This is a genomic window from Allobosea thiooxidans (assembly GCF_900168195.1).
GTDB lineage: Bacteria > Pseudomonadota > Alphaproteobacteria > Rhizobiales > Beijerinckiaceae > Allobosea > Allobosea thiooxidans.
In genome coordinates, this window is the sequence record NZ_FUYX01000016.1 from 58,715 (window position 1) to 79,814 (window position 21,100).

The window sequence follows — 21,100 nt, forward strand, 5'->3', positions numbered from 1 at the left end:
TGGCAGGTACGATCGGGGTTCGCCCGCATGTCGCGGGGCTGGACCAACAAAAGGGGAGAGTTCGATGAAGAAGGCCTGGTTGCTCGCGGCCGTCGCCGCTCTGGCCCTGACGGGTGCCGCGGAGGCGAAGACGCTGAAATGGGGCGCTGCGCGGGAGATCGCCTCGCTTGATCCCTATTCCTATGGCGAGACCTTCACGCTCGCTGTTCTCAACCATGTCTATGAGGGGTTGGTGCGCTATACCGGCGACCTCAAGATCGAGTCGGCGCTGGCGGAATCCTGGGAGACGGTGACGCCGACCACCTGGCGCTTCAAGCTGCGTCAGGGCGTTAAGTTCCACAACGGCAATCCCTTCACCGCCGACGACGTGATCGCCTCGCTGACCCGCGTCACGCACGAGACCTCGCCGCTCAAGGGCAATCTGCCGGCCTATAAGAGCGCGAAGAAGGTCGACGACTACACCGTCGAGCTCGAGGTCAACGGCCCCTATCCGCTGCTGCTGAACGACCTCACCAATATCTTCATCTTCGACAAGGAGTGGATGGAGGCGAACAACTCCCTGCTGCCGACCGATTCCGGCAAGGGCATCAAGGGCTACGCCACCGACAACGCCAACGGCACCGGTCCGTTCAAGGTCGAGAGCCGTCGCGCCGACGCCAAGACGGTCTTCGTCAAGAACCCGGGCTGGTGGGACAAGCCGAAGCACAACATCGACGTCATCGAGTTCTCGCCGATCACCTCGGCCTCGACGCGCGTCGCCGCGCTGCTCTCGGGCGAGATCGACTACACCAACGTCGCGCCGCTGCAGGACCTGCCGCGTCTGCAGGCCTCGCCCGACGTCAAGGTGCTGCAGACCAACGAGCTGCGCTCCGTCTTCTTCGCCCTCAACCTGACCGACAAGCTGGTCGAGAGCGATGCCAAGGACAAGAACCCCTTCAAGGACATCAAGGTGCGCGAGGCGCTCTACCGCGCCATCGACATCGATGCGGTGCAGAAGCGCGCCATGCGCGGCCTGTCGCGCAACACCGGCGCGTTGGTCGCGCCGGCGATCCCGGGCTACGAGCCCAGCCAGGACGAGCGCCTGAGCTTCAACCTCAACGCCGCCAAGAAGCTGCTCGCCGAAGCCGGCTATCCCAATGGCTTCTCCTTCCTGATGAACTGCCAGAGCGATTCCCTCGTCAACGAGGAGGAGTTCTGCCAGGCGGTGGCGGCGATGTGGTCGCGCGCCGGGCTGAAGCCCAATCTCAGCATGGCGCCGCGCAGCCAGCAGACGCCGAAGCGCGTCAAGGGCGAGTTCGACGTCATCTCCTTCGGCTGGGCCAACGAGCCGATGATCGACGCCTATTCGCTGCTGGTGCAGGTGCTGCACTCCAAGAGCGGGACCGCCGGCGTCTTCAACTGGGGCAATTGGGGCGACCCGCGCATCGATGCGCTGATCGACAAGGCCGGCGTCGAGCTCGATACGCCCAAGCGCATCGAGTTGATGAAGCAGGCGCTCAAGATCGCCAAGGCCGAGCAGCTCTTCATCCCGATGCACCAGCAGCCGATGGCCTGGGCGATGCGCTCGACCGTCGCCTCGACGGTGCAGGCCTCGGACAACAAGCCGCGTCTGTGGTTGACCGTGATGAAGTGACGGCCTGACGCGAGCAACCTCTCTCAGCCCTCATCCTGAGGAGCCGCAAAGCGGCGTCTCGAAGGATGCTCCATGAGGCTCCTGAACCATCTGGAGCATCCTTCGAGACGCGAGCCTTCGGCTCGCTCCTCAGGATGAGGGCTGAGGGAACATCGGCTGAATCGGAGCTGTCCAGATGCCGGCTTTCCTCTTCAAGCGACTGCTCAACGCGGCCGGCGTCATGCTGGCGGTGGCCTTCCTCGCCTTCCTGATCTTCCGCTTCGTCGGCGACCCCGTCGAGCTGATGCTGAACGAACAGGCGAGCCAGCAGCAACGCGACGAGCTGCGCGTGCGCCTCGGCCTCGACAAGGGCTTCGTGATGCAGTTCGCGACCTTCGTCGGCAACGCCGTGCGCGGCGATTTCGGCATCTCCTATCGCAACCAGCAGGACGTCTTCACGCTGATCTCGGAGCGCTTCCCGGCGACCTTCGAGCTCGTGCTGGTCGCGACCTTCCTGTCGCTCGCCATCGGCATCCCGCTCGGCGTCTATACGGCGATCCGGCGCGACAGCTTCCTCGCCAAGACGCTGCAATTCGTCTCGGTTCTCGGCGTCTCGCTGCCGAGCTTCGCGCTCGGCATTCTCTTCATCCTGATCTTCTCCGTCACGTTGCAATGGCTGCCGGCCTTCGGCCGCGGCGAGGTGGTGCAGCTCGGCTGGTGGAGCACCGGCTTCCTGACGCCGTCGGGCCGCAGGGCGCTGATCTTGCCCGGCATCACGCTCTCGCTCTTCCAGATCACGCTGGTGATGCGCCTCGTCCGCGCCGAGATGCTGGAGACGATGCGCACCGACTTCATCCGCTTCGCCCGGGCACGCGGCTTGCCGGCCCGCGCCGTCCATTTCGGTCACGCGCTGCGCAACTGCCTGATGCCGGTCATCACCGTCACCGGCCTGCAGATCGGCAACCTCATCGCCTTCGCGCTGGTCACCGAGACGGTGTTCCAGTGGCCGGGCATGGGCATGCTCTTCGTCCAGGCCGTGACCTTCGTCGATATCCCGGTGATGGCGGCCTATCTGATCGTCGTCTCCTTCATCTTCGTCACACTCAACACGCTGGTCGACCTGACCTATGCCTGGGTCGATCCGCGCCTGCGCGAGGACGCGCTCTCGGGAGCTGCCAATGCCCGCTGATGCCGCGAAGCAACCCGGGCGCCTGCGCCGCTTCCTCGACAGCGACATCGGCTGGAGCTTCCGCCACAGCCCGGGCGCCTGGCTCTCGGCACTGGTGCTGGCGCTGCTCGTGCTGACCGCGCTCTTCGCCCCCCTCATTGCGCCGCAGAACCCGCACGACCTCGCCCAGGTCTTCATCGACAAGGCCGAGATCCCGCCGATCTGGCAGGAGGGCGGCGAATGGCCCTTCCTGCTCGGCACCGATCCACAGGGCCGCGACGTGCTCTCGGCCATCCTCTACGGCTCTCGCGTCTCGCTGATCATCGGCTTCGCGGCGGTCATCGTCTCGATGCTGATCGGCGTCTCGATCGGGCTCGCAGCCGGCTTCTATGGCGGGCGCATCGACAATCTGCTGATGCGCTTCGGCGATACCGTGCTCTCCATCCCGACATTGCTGATGGCGATCCTGGTCTCGGCGCTGTTCCGCGAGATGCTGCCGCCCTCGCTGCGCGAGCCCTTCGCCGCCGTCGTGCTGGTGCTCTCGATCGCACTGACGAGCTGGGTGCAGTACGCCCGCACCGTGCGCGCGCTCACCATGGTCGAGCGGCGCAAGGAATATGTGCTGGCCGCCCGGATCATCCGCGTGCCGGCAGGCCGGATCATGCGCCGCCACATCCTGCCCAACACGATGACGCCGGTCCTGGTCGCGGCCACGCTCAACCTCGGGCTGGCCATCCTCTCTGAGGCGACGCTCTCCTTCCTCGGCGTCGGCATGCCGATCACCCAGCCATCGCTGGGCACGCTGATCCGCATCGGCAACCAGTACCTGTTCTCCGGCTCCTGGTGGCTCGTCGTCTTCCCCTCGCTGCAGCTCGGGCTGATCGTGCTCTCGGTCAACCTGCTCGGCGATTGGCTGCGCGATGCGCTGAACCCCAAGCTGAGGTGATCGGGATGAGGCTGACGACGCTCATCCGTCATGGTCGGGCTTGTCCCGACCATCCACGTCGCTTGCGGTGTCCAAGACGTGGATGCTCGCCACAGGGGCGAGCATGACGGTGTGATTCAATCCGGCCATGACGAAAAACGAAAAGAGGATACGCCTGCGATGACTGCCTCCCTCCTGATCCGCAATGTTCGTCCGAACGCCGGGCCGGCCCTCGACATCCTGATCGAGAACGGCCGCATCAGCCGGATGGCGAAGGACATCGCTGCGCCTGCCGGCGTCGCGGTCGAGGATGGCCGTGGCGAGATCGCCATCCCCGGCCTGGTCGAGGCGCATGCCCATCTCGACAAGAGCCTCTGGGGTCTGCCCTGGTACGTCAACGAGGTCGGCCCGAAGCTGCTCGACAAGATCGACAACGAGCGCATGAACAAGCGCCGCCTCGACCTCGACCCGGCCCGCCAGTCGGCACGCCAGACTGTCCAGTCCTCGATGATGGGCTCGACCCATACCCGCAGCCATGTCGATGTCGACACCGATCATGGGCTCTGGGGCGTCGAGGGCATCATGAAGACCCGCGACGAATATGCGGACATCATGGACATCGAGCTGGTCGCCTTCCCGCAATCGGGCCTGCTGCGCCGGCCGGGCACGCTGGAGCTGATGCATGAGGCGATGAAGGCCGGCTGCGAGATCGTCGGCGGTCTCGACCCCTGCGCCATCGATCGCGACCCGAAGGGCCATCTCGATGCGGTCTTCGGGCTTTGCCAGACCTATGGCCGGCCGCTCGACATCCATCTGCACGAGCCCGGCGAGATGGGCCTGTTCTCGCTCGATCTCATCATCGAACGCACCCGCGCGCTCGGCATGAAGGGCAAGGTTACCGTCAGCCACGCCTTCTGCCTGGGCACCGCGCCGGAACTGGTCGAGCCTGTGATCCCGCAGCTCGCCGCACTCGACATCGCGATCATGACGACGGCTCCGGCCCGCAACACCGCGCCGGCCGTCAAGAAGCTGCTCGATGCCGGCATCCGCGTCTGCTCGGGCTCGGACGGCATTCGCGACACCTGGGGCCCCTATGGCAATGCCGACATGGTCGAGCGCGCCATGTTCATCGGCCTGCGCAACAATTTCCGCCGCGACGACGAGGTCGAGCTCGGCCTGCATGTCTGCACGACCGGCGGCGCCCAAGTGATGGAGATTGCCGATTACGGCCTGGCCGAGGGCAAGTCTGCCGATCTCGTCATCATGCCCGGCCAGAGCCTGACGGACATCGTCGTGACCCGTTCGCCCAAGCGCCGCGTGATCAAGCGCGGCAAGATCGTCGCCCGTGATGGCGTTTCGGTGAGGACTGCCCCGTGAGCCTGCAAGCCAAAAAGCGGCCGGAAGGCCGCGTCCTGATGACCGCGCGCTGGGTGGTCGGACACAAGGACGGCCGCCACCGCCTCTACGAGAACGGCGAAGTCGTGTTCGAGAACGGCGAAGTCATTTTCGTCGGGCACGGCTTCCCGGGCGAGGTTGCCCGCCGCCTCGACTATGGCCATGCGCTGATCGGGCCGGGCTTCGTCGACTGCGACGCGCTCTCCGACCTCGACACCACCATCCTCGGCTATGACAACCAGCCGGCCTGGAAGAAGGGCCGGGTCTGGCCGCGCAGCTATCTCGAGGCCGGTCCATACGAGATGTATACCCGCGAAGAGCTGGCCTTCCAGAAGCGCTACGCCTTCGCCTCGCTGATCCGCAACGGCATCACCACGGCACTGCCGATCGCCTCGCTGTTCTATCGCGCCTGGGGCGAGACGGTGCAGGAATTCGAGGATGCGGCGGAAGCGGCTGCCGATCTCGGCATGCGCGCCTATCTCGGCCCTGCCTATCGCACCGGCAACCAGCTCGTCGAGGCGGATGGGCGCATCGTCACCCATTACGATGAGGCCAGAGGCCTCGCCGAGCTCGACGCGGCGATCGATTTCGCCCGGCGTCACGAGGGCGCGGCGGGGGGGCTGATCCGCTCCATGTTCGCGCCCGACCGCATCGAGACCTCGACGGCTGAGCTCTTGCGCCGCACGGCCGCGGCCTCGCGCGAGCTCGATGTGCCGGTGCGGCTGCATTGCTGCCAGTCCAAGATCGAATACGACCTCGTCCTGGCGCAGCACGGCATGAGCCCGCCGGAATGGCTGGAGAGCCTCGGCTTCCTCAACGAGCGCTGCCTGCTGCCGCACGGCACCGTCGTCTCCGGCAGCCGGCATGTCGAACGCCCGGGCCGCGACCTCGAGATCCTCCGGGATTCCGGCGCCAGCATCGTCCATTGCCCGTTGGTGTCGGGCCGCGGTGGCAATGCCATCGACCATTTCGCGCGCTACCGGGCGATGGGGCTCAACATCGCGATGGGCACGGATACGAGCCCGCCCGACATGGTGATGAACCTGCAGATCGGCATGATCCTCGCCCGCAACATGGCCGGCAACGCCAGTGCGGTGCGTTCCGAGGATTATTACGACGCCGCGACCATCGGCGGCGCCGATGCGCTGCAGCGGCCCGATCTCGGCCGCCTCCAGCCCGGCGCGCGCGCCGACATCACCGTCTTCGAGCTCGACCGGCCGCATAGCGGGCAGGTCATCGATCCCATCCAGACGATGATGCTGACCGGCCATGGCCGCGACTTCTCGACCGTGGTGATCGATGGGCGCTTCGTCATGGAGGACCGGGTCGTCCCCGGCCAGGACGAAGCCGCCGACAACGCCCGCGCCCAGAAGCAGTTCGAGGGCGTGATGGCGCGCTATCCCGAGCGCACGCTCGGCCATCCGCCGATGAGCGAGATCTTCTCGTCGAGCTACGCGATCGAACGCAGCGAGGCCATCGCATGACCGAAACCGCCGCCGCGCCCCTCCTGTCCGTGCGCGACCTGCGCATCGTCTTCGACGGGCGCCACGGCCCGCTGACCGCCCTGGACGGCGTCAGCTTCGACATCGCGCCGGGCGAGATCCTCGGCGTGGTCGGCGAGTCCGGCGCAGGCAAGTCGCTGACCGGCACGGCGGTGATCGGCCTGCTCGATCCGCCGGGCCGCGTCGCCGGCGGCGAGATCCATCTCTCCGGCCAGCGCATCGACAACCTGCCGGCCGAAGCGATGCGCAAGCTGCGCGGCCGGCGCATCGGCGCGATCTTCCAGGATCCACTGACCTCGCTGCATCCGCTGCTCTCGGTCGGCGACCAGCTCGTCGAGACGATCCTGACGCATCTGCCCGTCGGTCGGGCGGAGGCGCGAAGGCGCGCGCTCGACCTTCTCAAGGAGGTCGGCATCCCGGCCGCCGAGACGCGCATCGACCACTACCCGCACCAATTCTCCGGCGGCATGCGCCAGCGCGTCGTCATCGCGCTCGCGCTCTGCGCCGAGCCCTCGCTGATTATCGCCGACGAGCCGACGACCGCGCTCGACGTCTCGATCCAGGCCCAGATCACGACCTTGCTGAAGCGGCTCTGCCGCGAGCACGGCACGGCGATCATGCTGGTCACCCACGACATGGGCGTCATCGCCGAGACGGCTGACCGGGTCGCAGTGATGTATGCCGGCCGCATCGTCGAGATCGGCCCGGTCGAGGAGGTGGTCCGCCGGCCGAACCACCCCTACACCGCCGGGCTGATGGCCTCGATTCCGAGCGTCCATGCCCGTCATGAGCACCTCAACCAGATCGACGGCGCCATGCCGCGCCTCAATGCCATCCCGCCCGGCTGCGCCTTCAATCCGCGCTGCGGCCGGGTCGAGGCCCTCTGCCGCGAGCACCGGCCGGGGTTGCCGGCCGCGCCGCATGCCGCGGCCTGCCATTTCCCGCTGAAGGAGGCGGCGCATGCATGATACCCTGGCGACGCCAATGCGGGATCAGTCGATGCGCGACCAGACCTTGCCGCAGCCGCTAGCGACACAGATGGCGGGGCAGGACGACATCATCCTCGATGTCGCCGCCGCCGCCTGCCGCTTCGACGTCTCGGCCCCAGGGTTGTCGCGCCTGTTCTCGCACGAGCCGCGGCGCATCCTGCGTGCGGTCGAAAACGTCTCCTTCACGGTCAGGCGCGGCACCACCTTCAGCATCGTCGGTGAATCCGGCTGCGGGAAATCGACGCTGGCGCGCATGGTCGTCGGCCTGCAGCGCCCCACCGAAGGCACGCTGAATTTCCGCGATATCCGCCGCGCCGATGGCTCCTTCGGCCCGCCGCGGGTGCAGATGATCTTCCAGGACCCCTATGCTTCGCTCAACCCGCGCTGGCGCGTCGGCGACATCATCGCCGAGCCGATCCGCGAGCTGAAGCTGCGGCCCGACGCGCAAAGCACGCTCCAGCGCGTCGGCGACCTGCTCGAGGTGGTCGGGCTCTCCCGCTCCGATGCGAGCCGCTATCCGCACGCCTTCTCCGGCGGCCAACGCCAGCGCATCTCGATCGCTCGCGCGCTCGCGACCGAGGCCGATTTCCTCGTCTGCGACGAGCCGACCTCGGCCCTCGACGTCTCCGTCCAGGCACAGATCCTCAATCTCATGGTCCGGCTGCAGAAGGAATTCGGGCTGACCTATCTCTTCATCAGCCACAACCTCTCGGTCGTCCGCCACATGTCGGACGATCTCGCCATCATGTATCTCGGCCGCTTCGTCGAGGCCGGGCCGGCCGAGCAGGTCTTCACCCGGCCGCGCCATCCGTACACGCGGCTGCTGCTCGACACGATCCCGGATGTCGAGCGGCCGAACCGGGAGCGCAAGCCGATGTCCGGAGAGGTGCCGAGCCCGATCGCCCCGCCGCCGGGCTGCAGCTTCAACCCGCGCTGCGCGCTCGCGGTCGACCGCTGCCGCGCCGAGCGGCCGGAGCTGCGCCGGCTCGACGATGTCGGCGTCGCCTGCCATCTGGCCTGAGGGATTGGGTGTTCCGCAAATTGCGAAAGCGTCGAGCCGGCAGCTGCCGGCTCGCCCGCCCCTGCGAGGTCAGGATGGTTCGCGACGGCGCCTAGCCCGCCAGCGTCGCCTCCAGCGTGATCGGCGCCTTGAGCAGTTTCGAGACCGGGCAGCCGGCCTTGGCCTTGTCGGCCAGCGATTGGAAGGTCGCCTGATCGGCGCCGGGTACCTTGCCCTTCAGCGTGAGATGGATCGCGGTGATGGCATAGCCGTCATCCAGCTTGTCGAGCGTGACGCGCGCGGTGGTATCGAGCGCATCGGCCTTGAGATTGGCCTCGCCGAGGATGAGCGAGAGCGCCATGGTGAAGCAGGCGGCATGGGCCGCGCCGATCAGCTCCTCCGGATTGCTGCCGGGCTTGCCTTCGAAGCGGCTGGAGAAGCCGTAGGGATAGGCGTCGAGCGCGCCGGTCTCGGTCGAGATCGTGCCCTTGCCGTCCTTGATGCCGCCTTCCCAATGTGCCGATCCGGTCTTGTTGATCGCCATGATGCTCCCTCCTGTCCTGGTTCGGGTGGATAAGCTGCGCGAGCAATGCGCTTCGTCGATAACGGTTCACGCCCTGTCGGGTTCACGCGCAACCATCGCCGGCCGCTTCTCTTCCGGCCGCCACGCCAACAATCACGGGCTTCGGGAACCCGGCGCCGAACTCGGCTTTCGGAGCCTCACCGGATCACCTGGTCGGCTCTGGAGAGCAGGTCGGGAGGAAGCGTTATGCCGATGCTCTCCGCGACCTTCACATTGAACACCAGCTCCCGATGCTTGTGGAACTCCACGGGAAGCTCGGCAGGGCTCGTCCCGCGCCAGATCTTGTCGATGATGGCCGGGAGACGGCGATGGCTGTCGACGACGCTCGTGCCATAGGTGATCAGGCCGCCCGCCGCGCCGAAGCCGCCGGCGAACATCGTGGGCAGGCGGTGTGTCCGGGCCAGCTCGGCGATCCGCTTGCCGTGGGCGAAATTGAGCGGGGTATCGAAGATCACGACGGCCTGAGCGCCTTCGCGCGTCATATCCGCGAAGGCGGCGGCGAAGTCGGGATCGGGCGATGCGGCGGTGGGGGCAGGGAGCTTCACGACCTGAGGGCGCAAGCCGAGCGCTTCGGCGGCCGCCTTGTTGGCCCGGTCGATTGGCGCGAGGCCGGAAGCGTCGGCGCCGGGGATCGTCTGGTCGCTGAGGAGGGCGAGGCGCTCGATCGTCGGGAGAGCCTCCTTCAGGAGGCGCATCTGGGCTGCTGCCTGCTCGGGGTCGAGGCTGGTGATGCCCGTCGCGTTGCGCCCAGGCCGCTGCGCCGTTTCGACCAGGCCGAGGGCGACGGGGTCGGTCACGATGGCGAAGACCACGGGGATCGTCGTCGTCGCCCTGCAAGCGGCGCTCGCCGCCGGTCCACCGAGCGCCAGGATGAGGTCGGTTCCGGCGTTGACCTGTTCCGCCGCCAACTGCGGCAATCGCCCGAGCTGGCCATTGGCGAAGCGTGGTTCGACGGTGAAGTCCCGGCCCTCGATGCGGTCGAGCTGCGCGAAATCCTGCGCGAACGTCCGGCGCCAGGCATCGTGGAATGGGCCCGCCGCGCCATTGATGAGCATGCCGATGCGATGTGGTGCAGGTTGCTGCGCAAGCACTGGGGAGCTGGCAATGGCCCCGGCCGCCGCCCACAGACCAGTTTTCAGCACGCGTCTGCGGTCCATGGCTGACCCCCGAGCTGGCTGCTTCAATATCGCATGGAACCGGGGTTTTCGCATCCATTTGTAAGGGAAAGTCCGCGCCGATCTCGCGGTGCGGGCTTCGCTGCATCGCTGCCTCGCGATGGGCTCAGCGAAAGAGCGCGAGCGACTTCGACAGGGCGATCCAGACGCCCTAGGCGATCGGCGGGCCGACCATGGCGGGCCGGGCAGGTTCCCGGCTCGTCGAACTTCTCGCTGCACCGCTTTGGCGGCGCCTTGCCTGCTAACCTTCGCGCCCCGGCCTGATCCGGGGCAGGGCGCGCCGCAGCAGGGGCGGGAGGTCCTCCGGCCGCGCGGTGAAGGCGGCGAGGAAGTCCCCGCGCATGCGCCCGGTCCAGAACTGGTTGATGTGGTCGGCCACGGAGGCGGCTGCCTGATCCTCCGGATAGGCCTTGAAGAAATCCGCGATCTGCCCGGCCATGCGCCGAAGCTTGGCGACATTCTCGTCGTGCTGTTCGCCCCCGGCGTGCTCTGTGGTCAGGGCGGCCTCCGTCATCGGGCGATGGTCTCGGTTTCGGGCGCGAGTGCGCCGGTGAAGACGATGCAGCCGTCGCGCCGCGCCACCGCGGCCAGCGTCAGGCCGAGATGTTTCGCCCGCTCGATGGCGAGCGAGGTCGGCGCCGAGATCGCGACCAGCGTGCCGGCGCCGAAGATCGCCGCCTTCTCGACCATCTCGAAGGAGGCGCGGCTGGTGACGAGCAGGAAGCCCTCGCTCGCATCGGCCCCGGCGCGCAGCCGCGCGCCGATCAGCTTGTCGAGCGCGTTGTGGCGGCCGACATCCTCGCGCACTGCCAGGATCGCGCCGGAAGCATCGCACCAGGCGGCGGCATGGACGGCGCAGGTGAGCTGGTTCAGCGGCTGGTGCTCGTCGAGCACGGCCAGCGCCGTCTCGATCGCGGTGGCGGGGACGGCGCGCGAGGCACGGGTCGCAGCGTCTGCCATCGGGATCTCCTCGATGGTCTCAACGCCGCAGAGACCGCAGGAGGTCCGCCCCGAGAGGTTGCGCCGCCGCGCCAGATGCTCGCGGAAGCGGCCGGGCGCGAGCTCGACCGTGACGATGACGCCGTCCTCCTTCGGCTCCACGGCGATGCCGCGGATCTCGTCCGCGCCGCGCACGATGCCCTCGGTCAGGCTGAAGCCGGTGACGAAATCCTCGAGGTCGGAGGGGCTCGCCATCATCACCGCATAGGGCATGTTGCCGTAGACGATGTTGATCGGCGTCTCGACCGCGATCTCGACGTCGCGCGCCTCCGCGCGTGCCGCGCCGAAGCGCAGCGGTTCGGCCGTGACGGCGGCCGAGGCCGGCGGCTGGGCGGGCGGGTTATTCCGCGGCATCGGGCAGGCGCTCCGCGATCCGGCGCAAGGTCACGTCTTCCTCGAAATTCTTCTCCTGCCAGGCCGACCAAGCGTTGGTGCGGCGCACCTCGACGGCGGTGACCTTGTATTCCGGGCAGTTCGTCGCCCAGTCGGAGAAGTCGGTGGTGATGACGTTGGCACCGGTCTTGGCGTGATGGAAGGTGGTGTAGACCACGCCGGGCTGCATGCGCTCGGAGATTTCGGCGCGCAGCGCGATCTCGCCCGAGCGGCTGGCGAGCGCCACGAGATCGCCGTCGCGGATGCCGCGGCTCTCGGCGTCGAAGGGGTGGATCTCCAGCACGTCCTCGTCATGCCAGACACCGTTCTCGGTGCGTCGCGTCTGGGCGCCGACGTTGTATTGCGAGAGGATGCGCCCGGTGGTGAGCAGCAGCGGGAAGCGTGGCCCCGTCCGTTCCTCGGTCGGAACGTATTCCGTGATCATGAATTTGCCCTTGCCGCGCACGAACCGGTCGACATGCATCAGCGGCGTGCCGACTGGGGCCTTCTCGTTACAGGGCCACTGCACCGAGCCGAGCTTGTCGAGCTTGTCATAGGAGACCCCGGCGAAGCTCGGCGTCAGGCGCGCGATCTCGTCCATGATCTCGCCGGGATGGCGATAGGACATCTCGTAGCCGAGCGCGCGGGAGAGCTCGACCGTGACCTGCCATTCGTCCTTGCCGGAAAGCGGCGCCATCACCTGCCGGACGCGGTTGATGCGCCGCTCGGCATTGGTGAAGGTGCCGTCCTTCTCCAGGAAGGAGGCGCCCGGCAGGAAGACATGGGCGTATTTCGCCGTCTCGTTCAGGAAGATATCCTGGATGACGACGCATTCCATCGCCGCCAGCCCCGCCGTGACGTGCTGGGTGTTGGGATCGGACTGGGCGATGTCCTCGCCCTGGATGTAGAGGCCCTTGAAGGTGCCGCCGACCGCCTCGTCCAGCATGTTGGGGATGCGCATGCCCTGCTCGGCGTCGAGCGGCACGCCCCACAGCATCTCGAAGACCTGCCGGGTGGAATCGTCGGAGACGTGGCGATAGCCCGAGAATTCGTGCGGGAAGGAGCCCATGTCGCAGGAGCCCTGCACATTGTTCTGCCCGCGCAGCGGATTGATGCCGACGCCTTCGCGCCCGATATTGCCGGTCGCCATGGCGAGGTTCGCCATCGCCATCACCGTGGTCGACCCCTGGCTGTGCTCGGTGACGCCCAGCCCATAATAGATCGCCGCGTTGCCCCCGGTGGCGTAGAGCCGCGCCGCCGCCCGCACCTCGGCCGCGGGCACGCCGGTGTACTGCTCGCTGGCCTCGGGCGAATTCTCCTCGCGGGCGACGAAGCGGGCCCAGTGCTCGAAATCGCCGAGGTCGCAACGTTCGCGGACGTAAGCCTCGTCGATCAGCCCTTCGGTGACGACGACATGGCTGAGGGCATTGAGCAGCGCGACGTTCGTGCCCGGCTTCAGCGCGAGATGGTGGTCCGCCTCGACATGCGGTGACCTCACCATGTCGATGCGGCGCGGATCGGCGACGATCAGGCGGGCACCCTCCCTGATGCGCTTCTTCATCCGCGAGGCGAAGACCGGGTGGCCGTCGGTCGGGTTGGCGCCGATGATCAGGATGACGTCGGCCTTGGCGACCGACTTGAAGTCCTGCGTGCCGGCCGAGGTGCCGAGCGTGGTCCTCAGGCCGTAGCCGGTCGGCGAGTGGCAGACGCGGGCGCAGGTGTCGACATTGTTGTTGCGGAAGGCGGCGCGCACCAGCTTCTGGACGAGGAAGACCTCCTCGTTGGTGCAGCGTGACGAGGTGATGGCGCCGACCGACACGCGGCCGTATGTCGCCTGGATGCGCTTGAATTCGGAGGCCGCCTTGCCGATGGCCTCCTCCCAGGAGACCTCGCGCCAGGGATCGGTGATCCGGTCGCGGATCATCGGCTTGGTGATGCGGTCCTTGTGGGTGGCGTAGCCCCAGGCGAAACGGCCCTTGACGCAGGAATGGCCCTCATTCGCCTGGCCGTCCTTGGAGGGCACCATGCGGATGACGCGGTCGCCCTGCATCTCCGCCTTGAACGAGCAGCCGACGCCGCAATAGGCGCAGGTCGTGACCACGGAATGCTCGGGCTGGCCGTGTTCGATGACCTTGTTCTCGATCAGCGTCGCCGTCGGGCAGGCCTGCACGCAGGCGCCGCAGGAGACGCATTCCGAGCCGAGGAAATCGGTCGGGCCGGCCGCGACGCGGGACTCGAAGCCGCGTCCGGTGATCGTCAGCGCGAAGGTGCCCTGCACCTCCTCGCAGGCGCGCACGCAGCGATTGCAGACGATGCATTTCGACGGGTCGTAGGTGAAATAGGGGTTCGACGTGTCCTTCGCGAGCCAGTTCGCATTGGCTTCGCCGTCCTTGCCCTTGGCGAAGACGTGGTTCTCGCCGTCATAGCCGTAGCGCACCTCGCGCAGGCCCACGGCGCCCGCCATGTCCTGCAATTCGCAGTCGCCATTGGCCGAGCAGGTCAGGCAGTCGAGCGGGTGGTCGGAGATGTAGAGCTCCATCACCCCCTTGCGCAGCGAGGACAGGTTTTCCGACTGGGTGCGGACGACCATGCCGTCTTCGGCCGGCGTCGTGCAGGAGGCGGGCGTGCCGCGCCGCCCCTCGATCTCGACGAGGCAGAGCCGGCAGGAGCCGAAGGGTTCGAGCGAGTCGGTGGCGCAGAGCTTCGGGATCGCCGTTCCCATGCTCATCGCCGCCGCCATCACCGAGGTTCCGGCCGGCACCGTGATGCTCTGGCCGTCGATGGTCAGGGTCACGGTCTTGTCCGAAAGCCGGATCGGCGTGCCGTAGTCGATCTCCTTGATCAGGGCCATGGCTGCCTCCTCACTCGGCCGCCAGAGGCAGCGGCGGGCGGTCGAAATCCTCGGGGAAATGGTTGAGCGCGCTCAGCACCGGCATCGGCGTTAGCCCGCCCATGGCGCAGAGTGAGGCGTCGGTCATCAGCTTCGAGAGATCGCGCAGCACAGCGATGTTCTTCGGCCGCTCCTCGCCGGCGATGATGCGGTCCATCACCTCGACGCCGCGCGTCGCGCCGATGCGGCAGGGCGTGCACTTGCCGCAGCTTTCCTTTGCGCAGAAGGCGAAGGCGAAGCGCGCCTGCCTGGCCATGTCTACGCTGTCGTCGAACACCACGATGCCGCCATGGCCGAGCATGGCGCGCATCGCGGCCAGTGCCTCGTAATCCATCTGCACGTCGAGCTGTTCGGCCGTGAGATAGGCGCCGAGCGGCCCGCCGACCTGCACGGCGCGGATCGGCCGGCCGGAACGCGTGCCGCCGCCCATATCCTCGATGATCTCGCGCAGGCTGATGCCGAAGGCGAGCTCGATCAGCCCGCCGCGCCTGACATTGCCGCCGAGCTGCACCGGCAGGGTGCCGCGCGAGCGGCCCATGCCGTAATCGGCATAGGCCTGTGCGCCATGGTCGAGGATCCACGGCACGGCCGCGAAGGAGAGGACGTTGTTGACCACGGTCGGCTTGCCGAAGAGCCCTTGCAAGGCCGGCAGCGGCGGCTTGGCGCGGACGATGGCGCGCTTGCCTTCCAGGCTTTCGAGCAGCGAGGTCTCCTCGCCGCAGATATAGGCGCCGGCGCCGAGCCGGACCTCGAGATGGAAGGCCTGTCCGCTGTCGAGGATGGAGGCACCGATCAGGCCCGCGGCTTCGGCCTTGAGGATCGCGCGCTGCAGTGTGCGATGGGCATGCGGATATTCGGAACGCAGATAGATGTAGCCGCGCGTCGCCCCGACCGCGAGCGCGGCGATCGCCATGCCCTCGATGGTGAGATAGGGGTCGCCCTCGAACAGCATGCGGTCGGCGAAGGTGCCGCTGTCGCCCTCGTCAGCGTTGCAGACGATGTATTTCTGCTCGGCCCGGGCATCATGAACCGTCTGCCATTTGATGCCGGTCGGGAAGCCGGCGCCGCCGCGCCCGCGCAGGCCCGAGGCCTTGATGGCGGCGACGATCTCGGCTCCGCTCAGCCTCAGGGCCTTCTCCAGCCCCCTGAACCCGCCATGGGCGCGGTAGTCGGCGATCGAGAGCGGATCGATGACGCCGACGCGTTCGAAGGTCAGCCGCTGCTGGCGCTTCATCCAGCCAAGCTCTTCGGTCTTGCCGAGCCGCAGCGCATGCGCGCCGCCTGCCATGAAATCCGCTGCGAACAGCGAAGCCACATCCTCTGCCGCGACGGGCCCGTAGGCGATGCGGCCTTCCGCCGTCTCGACCTCGACCAGCGGTTCCAGCCAGAGCATGCCGCGGGTGCCGTTGCGGACGATCTCGATGGCAAGGCCGCGTTCTGCCGCTTCGCTGGCGACGGCGCGTGCGACGGCCTCGGCGCCGACGGAGAGCGCGGCGGCGTCGATCGGAACATAGATCCGGACGGGTGCGGCGGCGCTCATGAATGCGCCTTTCCATGCTGGCAGAGCCCGGCGATCCGGGCTGCATCCACGCGCCCGATCAGTTCGCCATCGACCAGCGCCGAGGGGCCGAGCGCGCAATTGCCGAGACAATACACCGTTTCGACCATGGCGTCGCCGACCGGCGCGCCATCGACCGTGATGCCGTGCTCCCGCTCCAGCTCCGCGACGACGGCCTCGCAGCCGAGCGACTGGCAGGCCTCGGCCCGGCACAGCTTGATCACGCGGCCCGGCGGCGGGGCGGTCCTGAAGTCATGGTAGAAGGTGATCGCGCCGTGAACCTCGGCACGGGAGAGATTCAGCGCCTCGGCGATCAATGGCACCGCCTGTGGCGAGACATAGCCGAACTCGTCCTGCAGGGCGTGCAGCATCGGCAGCGTGGCGCCTTCCAGATGCGCGAGGCTTGCGATGATCGAACGGGCGCTCTCCTCGTTCCAGGCGGAGTAGCCGGCCATGTTTCCTCCATCGGCCCGGTTCGCCGGGCGCATTCCAGGAGAGGACGACAAGCTTGGAATGATTTCAAATCGTTTATATCGACCGAGTGATAGATCCCGACTATCAAAACCATGTGAGTGTCCCTGGCGTTTTGCGGACTTCTCCGAAGATGGGCCGTGAAAATCGCCAGCTCGGCACGCCTTGCTGCACTGCAGCGATAGATCAGGGCTATCGCGCTGCCGCCCGCCGCGACAGCCCGGCATCGGCGACCGGCCGGGTCATCGTCATCAGGTTGCGCGCCAGCGGCGCCATCGGCTGCCGGTCGGCGACGATGAGGCCGATGGTGCGCTGCGCCTCGGGCTCGATCAGCCGCAGCGCCTTGGTGCCGAGCGGCAGGCCGAAGAACTCCAGCAATTGGAGCGAGACGATGCTGGAGACGCTCTGGATGCCGGCATGGGAGCAGAGGTTGAAGATCGAGTTGGTTTCGATCGCCGGGCGTGGCGCCGCGCCGACCGAGCGGAAGATGCCGTCGATGATGCGCCGGTTCTGCATGTCGCCGGTGAGCAGGCAGAGCTTGTGCTCTGCGGCCTCCGCCCAGCTGATCGTTTCCTGCGCGCCGAGCGGCCCGTCCTCGCGCGTCAGCAGCACATAGGATTCCTGGTAGATCGGTTTCGAGATCACCCGGTCGAGCGGCTCGTTGTCGAGATAGGTCAGGCCGACATCGAGCTCGAAATTGTCGATGCCTTCCTGGATCTCCTGCGATGTCAGCGACAGCACGGTGAGCGACACTGCCGGGTAGCGGTCCGAGAACGGCGCGGTGATATGAGCGATCATCGGCAGCGCGGTCGGGATCGCGCCGAGCCGGATGCGCCCGCCTATGCCCTCGCGCAGCTCGGCGACCGACTCCTTCATCACCTCCGCTTCAGCCAGGATGCGCCTGGCATGGGCGAGCACGACCTCGCCCTCCTTGGTGAAGCCCTGGAAGCGCCGGCCGCGCTCGACGACCATCACGCCGAGCTCTTCCTCGAGCTGCACGATCGCCGCCGAAAGCGTCGGCTGCGAGACATGGCAGGCCTCGGCGGCGCGGCGGAAGTGTTTTTCGCGCGCGAGCGCATCGAGATAGACCAGCTGGCGAATGATCATGATGTGGCTTCGGAAGCGGCTGATATCGCCGCGCGCCCGAGCATCGGCATAGCCGGCGGCGGTTGCAAGCCTGGCAGTTGCATCCGCGCAAACAGGCTGTTGCTGCAATGGCAACGCCGCGCGAATTGCATCGCGGCAAGCACGATCCTACTTCCCCGGAGCCGGGATGGCCGGCAGGCAACAGGCCGCCACGCGGTCTCGGGATGGTCATGGAGCAGAAACTGGAATTCGGGCTCGACACCTTCGGCGACGTCACCCATGGGGCGGATGGCCAGCCGCTGTCGCATGCGCAGGTGATCCGCAACCTCGTCGACGAAGCTGTCCTGGCCGACAGCCTCGGCATCGATTTCATCGGCGTCGGCGAGCATCACCGCGCCGATTTCGCAGTGTCCTCCCCGGAGACCGTGCTGGCCGCCATGGCCGCGCGCACCAGCCGGATCAAGCTCGGCTCCGCCGTCACCGTCCTGAGTTCGGACGATCCGATCCGCGTCTTCCAGCGTTTCGCGACGGTCGACGCGATCTCGAACGGGCGCGCCGAGGTCATCCTCGGTCGCGGTTCCTTCACCGAGTCCTTCCCGCTCTTCGGTTTCGATCTGCGCGACTATGAGAAGCTCTTCGAGGAGAAGCTGGACCTGTTCACGGCGCTGCTGCCGCAGGAGCCGCTGACCTGGCAGGGCTCGATCCGCCCGCCGCTCAAGGACCAGCTGGTCTATCCGCCGGTGGAGCACGGCCCGCTCAAGACCTGGATCGGCGTCGGCGGCAGTCCGGAATCGGTGATCCGCGCCGTGCGCTACGATCTGCCGCTGATGCTCGCCATCATCGGTGGCGACCCGTTGCGTTTCAAGCCTTTCGTGGATCTCTACCACCGCGCCTATGGCCAGATTGGCAGGCCGGCGAAGCCGGTCGGCGTGCATTCGCCGGGCTATGTCGCGGCGACCGACGAGCAGGCCAGGGAGGAGTTCTTCCCGGCCTTCAAGGCGAACCGCGACCGTATCGGCGCCGAGCGCGGCTGGCCGCCGATGAGCCGCGAGGATTTCGAGCAGGAGGTCGCGCACGGCTCGCTCTATCTCGGCTCGCCCGAGACGGTGGCCCGCAAGATCGCCGCGACCGCCAAGGGGCTGGGCATCTCCCGCTTCCAGCTCAAATACAGCGCCGGCCCGCTGGCGCATGAGCGGGCGCTGGAATGCATCCGGCTCTATGGCGAGAAGGTCATTCCGCTGGTGCGGGAGATGCTGGAGTAGGGCGGGTTCAGCCGCCTCGCGTCATGGTCGGGCTCGTCCCGACCATCCACGTCTCCGCTTGTCGAGAGCTGCGCTCAAGACGTGGATGCTCGCCTCAAGGGCGGACATGACGGTAGTCGAGCTTCACCCGGCCACCTTCAGCGGATCGACCGAGAGCGTTCGCTTCAGCGTTCTCAGGCCGAAGGTCGTTCGCGTCTGGCGCACGCCCGGGATGCGGTAGATCGTTCCGCGCAGGAAGCGCTCGTAATGGTCGGTGCCGCTGACCACGACCTTGGCGAGATAGTCGTACTCACCCGTCACCAGATGGGCCTCGACCACTTCGGGAGCCCGGCTCAGCGCCTCGCCGAACTGGTCCAGCACCTTGTCGTCATGCTTGTCGAGCGTGATCTCGACGAAGACGACGTTGTTGTAGCCGAGCGCCTTGTGGTCGAGCAGGGCGACGTATTTCTCGATCGCTCCGGACTCCTCCAGCCGCTTCACCCGCGTCCAGCAGGGGGAGGGCGACAGCCCCACCTTCTCGGCCAGCGCCTGGGTCGTCAGCCGTCCGTCCTCCCGCAGCGCAGCGAGAATCTTGCGATCGATCAGATCGAGAGCAGGACCGTTCTGGCTCTTTTTGTTCATCGGCAGATCGTTCCGCTAGATTGCATGAATGCAGAAATATCTTCTGCATGATTTTCGGAGCGCCGGCAAATTCGGAAGGAACCTCCGCGGCGACGCGGCTAGCGTTGGTTGCAAGGGGAACGATCGCGGACCAGCCGTCGTTGCTGTGCGTGGCGGCGCCGATGACGGTTGGCCTTGCCGGATGCGCGCAATGGCGGAATGCTGGTCGCGTCAGGGATGGAGGCGCTCATGAGCAGCGACAAGGCCGGCAGCGCGCCGGTGGTAACCCAGCCACTGCAGTTTCACGTTCCCAGGCCTGCGAGCCGCCCCGGCGAGAAGCCCGATTTTTCCGATGTCGTGATCCCGAAGGCCGGCTCTGTCGCGCGTCCTCCGGTCGATGTCGACCCCAAGGATATCCGCGACCTCGCCTATTCGATCATCCGCGTGCTCAATCGCGAGGGCGAAGCGGTCGGCCCCTGGGCGCCGGATCTCTCGCATGACGACCTGATCCGGGGCCTGCGTCACATGATGACGCTGCGCACCTTCGACGGACGCATGCAGATGGCGCAGCGCCAGGGCAAGACTTCGTTCTACATGCAGCACACGGGCGAAGAGGCGGTAAGCTGCGCCTTTCGCATCGCGCTCCAGCCCGGCGACATGAACTTCCCGACCTATCGCCAGGCGGGGCTGCTGATCGCGCACGACTACCCGCTCGTCGACATGATGTGCCAGATCTACTCGAACGAGCGCGACCCGATGAAGGGCCGGCAATTGCCGGTGATGTACTCCTCCAAGGAGCACGGCTTCTTCTCGATCTCCGGCAATCTCGCGACGCAATACGTCCAGGCCGTCGGCTGGGCGATGGCCTCGGCGATCAAGAACGACACCCGCATCGCCGCCGCCTGGATCGGCGACGGCTCGACGGCGGAATCGGATTTCCATGCCGCCCTCGTCTTCGCCTCGACCTACAAGGCGCCGGTCGTCCTCAACGTCGTCAACAACCAATGGGCGATCTCGACCTTCCAGGGCATCGCGCGCGGCGGCTCCGGCACGTTTGCGGCACGCGGCCTCGGCTTCGGCATCCCGGCGCTGCGCGTCGACGGCAACGACTACCTCGCGGTCTATGCGGTCGCGCAATGGGCGGTCGAGCGGGCGCGCCGCAATCTCGGGCCGACGCTGGTCGAATACGTCACCTATCGCGCCGGCGCCCACTCCACCTCGGACGACCCCTCGGCCTACCGGCCCAAGCACGAATCCGACGACTGGCCGCTGGGCGATCCGCTGATCCGGCTGAAGCAGCATCTGATCGCGGTCGGCGCCTGGTCGGAGGAGCGCCACAAGCAGGCAGAGGCCGAGATCCTCGCCACGGTCATCGCCGCGCAGAAGGAAGCCGAGAGCTTCGGCACCCTGCATTCCGGCGGCAAGCCCTCGGCGCGCGACATCTTCGAGGACGTCTACGCCGAACTCCCGCCGCACCTGCGCCGCCAGCGCCAGCAGATCGGAGTCTGACGCG

Annotated in this window: 18 protein-coding genes; 9 read left to right on the plus strand and 9 right to left on the minus strand. The window is 67.2% G+C overall.

What is annotated here, in order from left to right; genetic code table 11:
* The first annotated feature begins 64 nt into the window (after window positions 1-64).
* The 7 genes from B5Y19_RS22175 (at window position 65) to B5Y19_RS22205 (ending at window position 8,612) form a co-directional block, all read left to right on the plus strand.
* On the plus strand, window positions 65-1,633 hold the full coding sequence (locus B5Y19_RS22175; protein WP_079592121.1) for an ABC transporter substrate-binding protein: 1,569 nt from the start codon (window positions 65-67) through the stop codon (window positions 1,631-1,633).
* A 175-nt stretch (window positions 1,634-1,808) separates the two neighbouring features.
* Window positions 1,809-2,801 (plus strand): ABC transporter permease, encoded by a 993-nt coding sequence (locus B5Y19_RS22180; protein ID WP_055730409.1) that lies wholly within the window; start codon window positions 1,809-1,811, stop codon window positions 2,799-2,801.
* Complete coding sequence (locus B5Y19_RS22185; RefSeq protein ID WP_055730408.1) at window positions 2,791-3,726, plus strand: ABC transporter permease; 936 nt, start codon at window positions 2,791-2,793, stop codon at window positions 3,724-3,726. Before B5Y19_RS22180 ends, B5Y19_RS22185 begins: the two co-directional genes overlap by 11 nt.
* A gap of 159 nt (window positions 3,727-3,885) precedes the next feature.
* A complete protein-coding gene (locus B5Y19_RS22190) occupies window positions 3,886-5,082 on the plus strand; it encodes an amidohydrolase family protein (RefSeq protein WP_055730407.1) in 1,197 nt (398 codons plus the stop codon).
* 38 nt (window positions 5,083-5,120) lie between these two features.
* A complete protein-coding gene (locus B5Y19_RS22195) occupies window positions 5,121-6,584 on the plus strand; it encodes an amidohydrolase family protein (protein WP_079592141.1) in 1,464 nt (487 codons plus the stop codon).
* A complete protein-coding gene (locus tag B5Y19_RS22200; protein WP_079592122.1) occupies window positions 6,581-7,570 on the plus strand; it encodes an ABC transporter ATP-binding protein in 990 nt (329 codons plus the stop codon). The genes B5Y19_RS22195 and B5Y19_RS22200 overlap by 4 nt, the downstream gene beginning before the upstream one ends.
* Window positions 7,571-7,640: 70 nt before the next feature.
* Window positions 7,641-8,612, plus strand: coding sequence for an ABC transporter ATP-binding protein (locus tag B5Y19_RS22205; protein WP_055730428.1), 972 nt, complete (start codon window positions 7,641-7,643; stop codon window positions 8,610-8,612).
* Window positions 8,613-8,703: 91 nt separating this feature from the next.
* Here B5Y19_RS22205 and B5Y19_RS22210 read toward each other — a convergent pair whose 3' ends face one another.
* The 8 genes from B5Y19_RS22210 to B5Y19_RS22245 all read right to left on the minus strand — a co-directional run bounded on the left by B5Y19_RS22210 (window position 8,704) and on the right by B5Y19_RS22245 (window position 17,746).
* Entirely contained in the window at window positions 8,704-9,135 is a 432-nt protein-coding gene (locus B5Y19_RS22210; RefSeq protein WP_079592123.1) for an OsmC family protein, read from the minus strand.
* Between the two features lie 176 nt (window positions 9,136-9,311).
* Window positions 9,312-10,331: an ABC transporter substrate-binding protein gene (locus B5Y19_RS22215; protein ID WP_176168697.1), complete on the minus strand. Its 1,020-nt coding sequence runs from the start codon at window positions 10,329-10,331 to the stop codon at window positions 9,312-9,314.
* A 259-nt stretch (window positions 10,332-10,590) separates the two neighbouring features.
* A complete protein-coding gene (locus B5Y19_RS22220; RefSeq protein ID WP_055730403.1) occupies window positions 10,591-10,863 on the minus strand; it encodes a formate dehydrogenase subunit delta in 273 nt (90 codons plus the stop codon).
* Window positions 10,860-11,702 (minus strand): formate dehydrogenase accessory sulfurtransferase FdhD, encoded by an 843-nt coding sequence (gene fdhD / locus B5Y19_RS22225; protein WP_079592125.1) that lies wholly within the window; start codon window positions 11,700-11,702, stop codon window positions 10,860-10,862. The genes B5Y19_RS22220 and fdhD overlap by 4 nt, the downstream gene beginning before the upstream one ends.
* A complete protein-coding gene (gene fdhF, locus B5Y19_RS22230) occupies window positions 11,689-14,571 on the minus strand; it encodes a formate dehydrogenase subunit alpha (protein WP_079592126.1) in 2,883 nt (960 codons plus the stop codon). The genes fdhD and fdhF overlap by 14 nt, the downstream gene beginning before the upstream one ends.
* 10 nt (window positions 14,572-14,581) lie before the next feature.
* Entirely contained in the window at window positions 14,582-16,150 is a 1,569-nt protein-coding gene (locus tag B5Y19_RS22235; RefSeq protein WP_079592127.1) for a formate dehydrogenase beta subunit, read from the minus strand.
* On the minus strand, window positions 16,147-16,623 hold the full coding sequence (locus tag B5Y19_RS22240) for an NAD(P)H-dependent oxidoreductase subunit E (RefSeq protein WP_079592128.1): 477 nt from the start codon (window positions 16,621-16,623) through the stop codon (window positions 16,147-16,149). Before B5Y19_RS22240 ends, B5Y19_RS22235 begins: the two co-directional genes overlap by 4 nt.
* Window positions 16,624-16,831: 208 nt before the next feature.
* Complete coding sequence (locus B5Y19_RS22245; protein WP_079592129.1) at window positions 16,832-17,746, minus strand: LysR family transcriptional regulator; 915 nt, start codon at window positions 17,744-17,746, stop codon at window positions 16,832-16,834.
* A 209-nt stretch (window positions 17,747-17,955) separates the two neighbouring features.
* On the opposite strand from B5Y19_RS22245, the gene B5Y19_RS22250 reads away from it, so the two are divergent.
* The gene (locus B5Y19_RS22250; protein WP_055730427.1) at window positions 17,956-18,987 is read left to right on the plus strand and encodes an LLM class flavin-dependent oxidoreductase; all 1,032 of its coding nucleotides are present in this window, start codon (window positions 17,956-17,958) and stop codon (window positions 18,985-18,987) included.
* A 123-nt stretch (window positions 18,988-19,110) separates the two neighbouring features.
* Here the strand turns inward: B5Y19_RS22250 and B5Y19_RS22255 are convergent, their stop codons facing one another.
* On the minus strand, window positions 19,111-19,608 hold the full coding sequence (locus B5Y19_RS22255; protein WP_055730397.1) for an Lrp/AsnC family transcriptional regulator: 498 nt from the start codon (window positions 19,606-19,608) through the stop codon (window positions 19,111-19,113).
* 228 nt (window positions 19,609-19,836) lie between these two features.
* Between B5Y19_RS22255 and B5Y19_RS22260 the strand changes: the two genes are divergently transcribed.
* Window positions 19,837-21,096: a thiamine pyrophosphate-dependent enzyme gene (locus B5Y19_RS22260; RefSeq protein WP_055730426.1), complete on the plus strand. Its 1,260-nt coding sequence runs from the start codon at window positions 19,837-19,839 to the stop codon at window positions 21,094-21,096.
* Window positions 21,097-21,100: the final 4 nt, after the last annotated feature.

Bases quoted from the DNA above. Each gene is read 5' to 3' on its own strand.
- B5Y19_RS22175 (WP_079592121.1), top strand. From the start codon at position 65: ATGAAGAAGGCCTGGTTGCTCGCGGCCGTCGCCGCTCTGGCCCTGACG.
- B5Y19_RS22180 (WP_055730409.1), top strand. From the start codon at position 1,809: ATGCCGGCTTTCCTCTTCAAGCGACTGCTCAACGCGGCCGGCGTCATG.
- B5Y19_RS22185 (WP_055730408.1), top strand. From the start codon at position 2,791: ATGCCCGCTGATGCCGCGAAGCAACCCGGGCGCCTGCGCCGCTTCCTC.
- B5Y19_RS22190 (WP_055730407.1), top strand. From the start codon at position 3,886: ATGACTGCCTCCCTCCTGATCCGCAATGTTCGTCCGAACGCCGGGCCG.
- B5Y19_RS22195 (WP_079592141.1), top strand. From the start codon at position 5,121: ATGACCGCGCGCTGGGTGGTCGGACACAAGGACGGCCGCCACCGCCTC.
- B5Y19_RS22200 (WP_079592122.1), top strand. From the start codon at position 6,581: ATGACCGAAACCGCCGCCGCGCCCCTCCTGTCCGTGCGCGACCTGCGC.
- B5Y19_RS22205 (WP_055730428.1), top strand. From the start codon at position 7,641: ATGGCGGGGCAGGACGACATCATCCTCGATGTCGCCGCCGCCGCCTGC.
- B5Y19_RS22210 (WP_079592123.1), bottom strand. From the start codon at position 9,135: ATGGCGATCAACAAGACCGGATCGGCACATTGGGAAGGCGGCATCAAG.
- B5Y19_RS22215 (WP_176168697.1), bottom strand. From the start codon at position 10,331: ATGGACCGCAGACGCGTGCTGAAAACTGGTCTGTGGGCGGCGGCCGGG.
- B5Y19_RS22220 (WP_055730403.1), bottom strand. From the start codon at position 10,863: ATGACGGAGGCCGCCCTGACCACAGAGCACGCCGGGGGCGAACAGCAC.
- fdhD (WP_079592125.1), bottom strand. From the start codon at position 11,702: ATGCCGCGGAATAACCCGCCCGCCCAGCCGCCGGCCTCGGCCGCCGTC.
- fdhF (WP_079592126.1), bottom strand. From the start codon at position 14,571: ATGGCCCTGATCAAGGAGATCGACTACGGCACGCCGATCCGGCTTTCG.
- B5Y19_RS22235 (WP_079592127.1), bottom strand. From the start codon at position 16,150: ATGAGCGCCGCCGCACCCGTCCGGATCTATGTTCCGATCGACGCCGCC.
- B5Y19_RS22240 (WP_079592128.1), bottom strand. From the start codon at position 16,623: ATGGCCGGCTACTCCGCCTGGAACGAGGAGAGCGCCCGTTCGATCATC.
- B5Y19_RS22245 (WP_079592129.1), bottom strand. From the start codon at position 17,746: ATGATCATTCGCCAGCTGGTCTATCTCGATGCGCTCGCGCGCGAAAAA.
- B5Y19_RS22250 (WP_055730427.1), top strand. From the start codon at position 17,956: ATGGAGCAGAAACTGGAATTCGGGCTCGACACCTTCGGCGACGTCACC.
- B5Y19_RS22255 (WP_055730397.1), bottom strand. From the start codon at position 19,608: ATGAACAAAAAGAGCCAGAACGGTCCTGCTCTCGATCTGATCGATCGC.
- B5Y19_RS22260 (WP_055730426.1), top strand. From the start codon at position 19,837: ATGAGCAGCGACAAGGCCGGCAGCGCGCCGGTGGTAACCCAGCCACTG.